The sequence below is a fragment of the Caulobacter segnis genome, assembly GCF_029543125.1.
GTDB lineage: Bacteria > Pseudomonadota > Alphaproteobacteria > Caulobacterales > Caulobacteraceae > Caulobacter > Caulobacter segnis_D.
Genome location: NZ_JARQWW010000006.1, coordinates 235,043 through 242,620 on the forward strand (window position 1 = coordinate 235,043; position 7,578 = coordinate 242,620).

Consider the following 7,578-nt stretch of genomic DNA (forward strand, 5'->3'; position numbering starts at 1 on the left):
GGCAAGCGTCATCGACCAAGACTATTTTCCGCCCGTATTGCGTAGCGCTGCCTGGCCGAGGGGCCGTCATCGGCGCAGAGGCGGGGAGCCGATGAGAATAAGAGTACTGGGCGCCGTGGCGCTCGCTCCGCTGGTGCTGGCCGCATGCGGCACGCCCCCGCGGAAGCCCGACCTGACCCTTCCGACCGCCTATCAGGCTCCGGGCGCCGCCGCTCCGGCCGACGCCATCGCGCTCGACCAGTGGTGGACCGCATTCAACGATCCTGAGCTGACCGCCCTGATCCAGACGGCGCTGGAGCGCAGCCCTGATGCGCGCAGCGCCGCCGCTCGCCTCGACGAGGCCCGCGCCACGCGCCGCGGCACCATCTGGGACATCTATCTTCCGGACGGCGAACTGCAGGGCAACGCCCGCCGCACCGACAGCAAGGTGCTGGACGGCACCCAGCTGGATATTCCCGGTTTCGCCAACAGCGGGATCCAGAAGAACTACGGCCTGAACTTCGACGTCAGCTGGGAGCTGGACTTCTTCGGCGCCCGCCGCGCGGCCCGCCAGGTCGCTGACGCCGACTACGCCGCCGTCCGCTTCAACTACGAGGCAACCCGCGCCAGCCTGGCCGCCAATGTGGCCCAGTCCTATTTCGAGGCGCGCGGCCTGGCCATCCAGCTGGAGGACGCGCGCCAGACCGCGCGCCTTCAGAACGACCTCTATCAGGTGGCGTCCAAGCGCGCCGCCGCGGGTCTCGCCGCCTCGTCCGAAGCGGACCAGTCCGCCGCCTCCCTGGCGCAGTCGAACGCCCAGGCCGCGAACCTGGAGGCCGAACTTCAGGCCGCCAAGCGCACCCTGCTGATCCTGGCGGGCCGAGGCATCGATCCGGTGGAGAGCCTGCCCGCTCCCGCCGCCGTGCCGACCGCCCCGGCGGTGCCGGCCTCCATCCCCGGCGAGCTCCTGGCGCGACGTCCAGAGGTGCGCGAGGCGGAGATGCGCGTCCGCAGCGCCGCCGGCACTCTTCGCGGCGCCGAAGTCGCGCTCTTCCCGCGCTTCACCCTGACCCCGGGCATCGGCCTGACCCGCAGCGAGCTGCCGGGCTTCGAGAGCACGACGCGCGCCTGGTACATCGGCGGCACGCTGATGCAGCCGATCCTCGACATCCCTCAGCTGCTGGCTCAGGAGAAGGCGACCCGCGCCCGCGCAGAGCAGGCGGTGATCGCCTACGAGAAGGCCGTTCAGGACGCCTATGGCGAGGCCGAGAACACCCTCGTCCGCCTGGCCGCCGATCGTCGCCGCGTCGACTTGCTGACCGCTGGCGAGGCCCGCGCCCGCAAGGCCTATGACGCCGCGCGCAAGCGCTACGACATGGGCTTCGACGACCTGACCGCCGCGGTGACCGCCGAGACCAACTGGCGCACCGCCCGCACCGCCCTCACCGGAGCCCAGGTTCAATCCCTGACCCGCACCGTCCAGGCCTACAAGGCCATCGGCGGCGGTTGGACTCCGCTCGACAACAAGGCCGCAACGGCCGCCAAGACCCCCGCCAAAGAGCCCCAAGCATGAGCACTCTTCGCCCCTGGACGACCGCCGCCCTGGTTCTGGCCGTCGGCATCGCCGCTTGCGGCAAGAAGGAGGAGAAGGCTCCGGCCAAGGCCTCGGACGACGCGCGCACGGTCACCGTCACCCGCGTCGAGACCCGCTCGATCGGCGCCGGCCTCACCGCCTCGGGCCGCCTGATCCCGCGTGAGGAGGCCGCCGTCGGCTCGGAGCTTTCCGGCTACCGCGTCGCCCGCGTCCTGGTGGAGGAAGGCGCCGTGGTCCGCGCCGGCCAGCCTCTGGCTCAGCTCGACGACACGCTGCTGCGCGCTCAGGTCGACCAACAAGCGGCCGTGACCGCCCAGGCCGAAGCCGAAGCCCGCCGCGTGGCCGGCCTCGACGGTCAGGGGGTTCTCTCGCAAGAGCAGATCGAGACCCGCCGCTACACCGCCAAGGCCCAGCAGGCCGCGCTGAAGGAGCTGCGCACCCGTTCTGAGCGCATGACCATCACCGCCCCGGTCAGCGGCGTGGTGCTGGAGCGCACCGTGCGTCCGGGCGACGTCTCCGGCGGCGGCACGACCCCGTGGTTCCGCATCGCCCGCGACCAGCTCATCGAGCTCGACGCCGAACTGAACGAAGCCGACCTGTCCAAGCTGACTGTCGGCTCGCCGGTGACCGTGACCCTGCCGGGCGGCGCCCAGGTGCAGGGCGCGGTTCGTCTGATCAGCCCGCAGGTCAACGCCGAGACCCAACTAGGCCGCGTGCGTGTGCGCCTGCCCGTCCGCTCCGACCTGCGCGCCGGCGGCTTCGCCCGCGGCGTGTTCGGCGGCGGCGGACGTCAGGTCCTGGCCGTGCCGGAAACGGCTGTCCGCTATGACGCCGAAGGCGCCTCGGTGGCCACGGTCGGCGCCGACAACAAGGTCAAGCAGGTGCCGGTGAAGACCGGCCAGCGCGGCGGCGGTTATGTGGAGCTGGTTCAGGGCCCGCCCGCCGGCGCCCGCGTCCTGCTCGGCGCCGCGGCCTTCGCCCTGGACGGCGATGTGGTGAAGCCGGTTGAAGGCTCCGCCCCCGGGGCTCCGAACCAGAAGGCGGCGCGCTGATGGCTCCCGAAGGGTCGCAACTTCGAATTTCAGCTTGGGCGATCAAGAACCCGACGCCCGTCGCCCTGCTGTTCATCGCCCTGGTGATCGTCGGCATCGGCGCGTACCTGTCGCTGCCGATCAAGCAGTTCCCGAACGTCACCTTCCCCGCCGTGACGGTCACCGTCACGCAAAGCGGCGCGGCGCCGGGCGAGCTTGAGACCCAGGTCACCCGTCCCGTCGAGGACGCCCTGGCCGGCATCTCGAACATCAAGACCATCCGCTCGTCGGTGGTCCAGGGCGCCTCGACCACCACGGTCGAGTTTGAGCTGGGCGAGGACCTGCAGAAGGTTACCGACGAGGTCCGCTCCAAGGTCGACCAGGCCCGCGCCCAGCTGCCGCGCGAGATCGACGAGCCGATCGTCCAGCGCCTGGAGATCGACAGCGCCCCGATCCTGACCATCGCGGTCGCCGCGCCGGCCATGGCCCCGACCGAGCTGTCCTGGTTCATCGACGACACCGTGACCCGCGCCCTGCAAGGCGAAAAGGGCGTGGCCCAGGTCGCCCGCGTGGGCGGCGTGAACCGCGAGATCAACATCATCGCCGACCCGGACCGCATGGCGGCCCTGGGCGTGACGGCGCCGCAGCTGAACCAGGCCCTGGCCTCGTTCAGCGTCGACGCCCCCGGCGGCCGCGTCCGCATCGGCGGCCGCGAGCAGACCCTGCGCGTCCTCGGCGCCGCCGAGACGCTGGAGCAGCTGCGCGCCCTGACCATCCCCACCGGCGGCGGCCGCTTCGTGCAGCTGACCGATGTGGCCGAGATCGGCGACGGCGCCGGCGAGGTCCGCGGTTTCGCCCGCCTGGACGGCAAGCCGGTCGTCGCCTTCCAGGTCATGAAGACCCGCGACAGCTCCGACGTCGAGGTCGAGGACCGCGTGGCCAAGGCCATCGAGAAGCTGGGCGCCGCCAACAACGGCGTGACCTTCACCAAGATCTTCTCGACCGTGGACGACACCCGCGCCAGCTTCACCGCCACCGAGCACACCCTGCTCGAAGGCATGCTGCTGGCCTCGCTGGTGGTGTTCATGTTCCTGCGCGAATGGCGCGCCACGGCGATCACCGCCCTGGCCATGCCCGTCTCGCTGATCCCGACCTTCGCCTTCATGGCCGTCGCCGGCTTCTCGCTGAACGTGGTGACCCTGCTGGCCCTGACTCTGGTCATCGGCATCCTGGTCGACGACGCCATCGTAGAGATCGAGAACATCGAAAAGCGCGTCAGCCGCGGCCAGCGCCCCTATCAGGCCGCCATGGAAGGCGCCGACGCCATCGGCCTGGCGGTCGTGGCGACCACCTTCACCATCGTCGCGGTGTTCGTGCCGGTGTCCTACATGCCGGGCATGCCGGGCCAGTTCTTCAAGGAGTTCGGCCTGACCGTCGCCGTGGCGGTGCTGTTCTCGCTGGTGGTCGCCCGCCTGCTCACCCCGCTGCTGGCCGCCTACTTCCTGAAGCCGAACACCCAGCCGCACGCGCGCAAGCCGTTCGAGGGGCGCTATCCGGCGGTCCTGAACTGGGCGCTGGATCACCGCATCGTCAGCTGCATCATCGGCGGCGTGATCTTCATCGGCTCGATCATGCTGGCGGGCCTGCTGCCCACGGCCTTCCAGCCGGCCGGCAACGCCAACTACTACTATCTGAAGGTCCAGGGCCCTCCCGGCGCCACGGCCCCGCAGATGGAGCGCACCGTCGCCGCGATCACCCGCATGTTCGAGGAACGCCCCGAGACGGCTCACGTCTTCTCCCAGGTGGGCTCCAACATCGCCAGCGGCTGGGGCGGCCAGAGCGGCTCCGACCTGCGCGACGCCACGGTCACCATCGTGCTGAACGACAAGCGCGACCTGACCGTGACCGAGATCAAGCAGATCGTCCGCACCGGGCTGCACGACATCCCTGACGCCCGCGTGAACCTGCTGGGCGACTGGGGCACATCCGAAGTGCAGACCATCCTCACCGCCGAGGACGGCGACGCCCTGGAGCGCGCCGCCCTGCAGGTGGAGCGTGAGATGCGCGGTCTGAAGACGGTCGCCGATCCGCGTCCGTCGTCCCCGCCGAGCGGCCCGGAAATCGTCATCCGCCCGCGTCCGGACGAAGCCTCCCGCTTGGGCGTCAGCTCGGCCGACATCGCCGCGATCGCCCGCGTGGCCACGGTGGGTGACATCGACGCCAACGTCGCCAAGCTGACCGACGGCGAGCGTCGTGTGCCGATCCGCATCCGCCTGCCTGAAGAGGCGCGTCGCGACCTGGAGGCCATCAAGGGCCTGCGCGTGCCGACCGCCGACGGCTCCACAACCCGCCTCGACACCGTGGCGGACGTGGAGTTCCAGGCCGGCCCGGCCAAGATCGACCGCTTCGCCCGCAAGCGTCAGCTGACCATCGAGGCCGACCTCGACAACGGCGCGCAACTCGGCCAGGCGATCACCGACGTCAACAACCTGCCGACCATGAAGAAGCTGCCGGAAGGCGTGACTCCCGCCTCGGCCGGCGACCAGGAGGCCTTCGTGGAGCTGTTCACCGGCTTCGCGGTGGCCCTGCTGTCGGCCATCGGCCTCGTCTATGGCGTGCTGGTCCTGCTGTTCAAAAGCTTCTTCAAGCCGATCACCATCCTGTCGGCCCTGCCCCTGGCCATCGGCGGCGCGTTCTTCGCCCTGCTGATCACCGGCCAGTCGCTGAGCATGCCGTCGCTGATCGGTTTCCTGATGCTGATGGGCCTGGCGGCCAAGAACTCGATCCTGCTGGTCGAGTACGCCATCGAGGAGGAGCGCGCCGGCAAGAGCCAGCGTGACGCCATCATCGAGGCCTGCCGCGAACGGGCGCGCCCCATCGTCATGACCACCCTGGCCATGATGGCGGGCATGCTCCCCACCGCGCTCGGGATCGGCAAGGGCGCGGAGTTCCGCCAACCCATGGCCGTGGCCGTGATCGGCGGCCTGATCACCTCCACCGTGCTTTCGCTGGTGCTGGTGCCGGTCGTGTACGAGATCGTCGACGACTTCGAGGCCTGGCTGCGGCCCAAGCTGGCCCGGTGGGTCACCCCCCGCGAGGCGGCGGGCGAAGGCGCCCCGGCCGACCGGCTCTAAAACAAAAGGCCCCGGAGCAATCCGGGGCCTTTCTTCTTTCAGGTCCTCCCCCTTCGGGGGAGGTGGCCCGGAGGGACGGAGGGGTCTTGCTGACTGGAAAGCCCCCTCCACCGCTTCGCGGTTCCCCTCCCCCAGAGGGGGAGGATTTGGCGCCCTACTTGATCGCCGCGATCTCGTAGAGGAAGTCCACATAGCCCATGGTCGCGCCGACCAGGCCCTCGACCTTCGGGTTGCTGCTTTCGATCACATAGTACTCGTTGGGCGCATGGGCCCCGCTGCCGTGACCCAGGCCGAACTGGCCGGCGGGCAGACTGACCGGCGCGGAGGTGAACACCGCTCCCGGCCACGACCCCGCCAGGCGCGGATAGACCGACGCCGGCACACCGCGCTTGTTGTAGGTGGCCAGCTCCGCCCGGATCAGACGGCTGTTCTCGTCCGTCTCGGTGGGGTCGTAGCCGCCGCTGACATTGACCTCGATATCGGTGAAGCCGCGCTTGTCCAGGTGGGCGCGGATCTTCTTCACGCAGTCGGCCATGGTCTGGTTCGGCACCAGGCGCAGGTCGATCTTGGCCACCGCCCGGCCCGGCAGGACGGTCTTGCCGCCGACGCCAGTATAGCCGCTGACCAGCCCCTCGATGTTCACCGTGGGCTGGGAGGCCAGACGCTCCAGCGCCTTCTCCCAGGGCAGGTCGTCGATCCACTTGTCGACGCCCAGGGCCTTCTTGGCGTCCGCCTCGCTCATGCGCTGGGCGGCCAGGCCGATCAGCTCCTTCTCACGGGCGGTGAGCGGCCGCACATGCTCGAACCAGCCGTCGATGGCCGAAGAATTGCCGTCCGGCGTGACCAGCGTGCCGAGGGCCTGGACAAGCCGCCAGGCCGGGCTGTCCACCCGGGCCTTCTCGCTGGAATGGATGTCGGTCTTGGGGCCCCGGCCCCAGGTGGCGCCGCTGGAGACCAGTTCGAACTCGACCACGCCCTTGGCGCCGAGGTTGACGCTGACGCCGCCGTTGCTGGGGGCCTGCCAGCCCGCGGGAATGATCACGCCCTCGCACTTCTTCAGGGCGGCCAGGATGTGCGGCTTGGCGACGATCTGGTGGAAGTTCGGGCTGCCGATCTCCTCCTCACCCTCGCAGACCAGGACGAGGTTCACCGGCGACTTCTTGCCCGCCGCGCGGATGGCGTGCAGGGCGGCCAGGAAGGTGGCCTCCGGCCCCTTCTGGTTCACCGCGCCCCGGCCGACGATGACCTTGCCGAAGCCCGGCTTGTCGACGATGCGCGCCTCCAGCGGCGGCGATGACCACTCGGCCGGATCATACTGCTTCACGTCGTACATGAAGTAGATGCCCATCCAGCGCTTGGCGCCAACGTCCAGGGTCGCGAACACGCCGGGGTGGCCGTCGGTGGGGACCTTCTCCACGTGCTGGAAGCCGGCGTCGCGGGCCAGGCCCATCATGTAGTCGGCGCCCTTGTCCATGTCGCGGTTCTCGGCCGCGATGGACGGCAGGGCGATCCACTCCTGGATGCGCTTGACCGAGGCGTCGTAGCCGGCCTCGGCGGCCTTGCGGATGGCGGCGATGTCGCCGCTGGCGGCCAGGACGAGCCCCGGCGTGAACAGGCCCGCCGCGGCGGCTCCGGTGAGCAGCGTGCGGCGGTTCTGGATCGTGAAGTCGGACATGCGGTCCCCCAAAAGATTTCCCCTCGGGGGAAATAGGAGGCCGAGAACCGCGGTCCGACAAGCGATTCCGGTCGAGCTTCGTTCGCCCAAGCAAAAGGCCCCGCGGATTGCTCCGCGGGGCCTTCGCTTGGATCAGCTGATCGCTGAGACGGTCGAGATTACTCG

4 protein-coding genes are annotated in these 7,578 nt (G+C 69.9%); 3 read left to right on the forward strand and 1 reads right to left on the reverse strand.

Annotated features, from left to right (window positions below; all coding sequences use genetic code 11):
- The first annotated feature begins 91 nt into the window (after positions 1–91).
- From P7B02_RS18135 to P7B02_RS18145, 3 genes are read left to right on the forward strand one after another with little or no spacing between them, the layout of a single operon-like run.
- Positions 92–1,552, forward strand: a complete 1,461-nt coding sequence (locus tag P7B02_RS18135; protein ID WP_277787762.1) for an efflux transporter outer membrane subunit — start codon at positions 92–94, stop codon at positions 1,550–1,552.
- Positions 1,549–2,625, forward strand: coding sequence for an efflux RND transporter periplasmic adaptor subunit (locus tag P7B02_RS18140; protein ID WP_277787763.1), 1,077 nt, complete (start codon positions 1,549–1,551; stop codon positions 2,623–2,625). The genes P7B02_RS18135 and P7B02_RS18140 overlap by 4 nt, the downstream gene beginning before the upstream one ends.
- Positions 2,625–5,738, forward strand: coding sequence for an efflux RND transporter permease subunit (locus P7B02_RS18145; protein WP_277787764.1), 3,114 nt, complete (start codon positions 2,625–2,627; stop codon positions 5,736–5,738). The genes P7B02_RS18140 and P7B02_RS18145 overlap by 1 nt, the downstream gene beginning before the upstream one ends.
- A gap of 154 nt (positions 5,739–5,892) precedes the next feature.
- Here the strand turns inward: P7B02_RS18145 and P7B02_RS18150 are convergent, their stop codons facing one another.
- Positions 5,893–7,413, reverse strand: coding sequence for a M20/M25/M40 family metallo-hydrolase (locus P7B02_RS18150; protein WP_277787765.1), 1,521 nt, complete (start codon positions 7,411–7,413; stop codon positions 5,893–5,895).
- Between the last annotated feature and the right edge of the window lie 165 nt (positions 7,414–7,578).

What these genes read in the sequence shown, in the direction of transcription:
- P7B02_RS18145 (WP_277787764.1), top strand. Translation starts at nt 2,625, where the DNA reads ATGGCTCCCGAAGGGTCGCAACTTCGAATTTCAGCTTGGGCGATCAAG.
- P7B02_RS18135 (WP_277787762.1), top strand. Translation starts at nt 92, where the DNA reads ATGAGAATAAGAGTACTGGGCGCCGTGGCGCTCGCTCCGCTGGTGCTG.
- P7B02_RS18150 (WP_277787765.1), bottom strand. Translation starts at nt 7,413, where the DNA reads ATGTCCGACTTCACGATCCAGAACCGCCGCACGCTGCTCACCGGAGCC.
- P7B02_RS18140 (WP_277787763.1), top strand. Translation starts at nt 1,549, where the DNA reads ATGAGCACTCTTCGCCCCTGGACGACCGCCGCCCTGGTTCTGGCCGTC.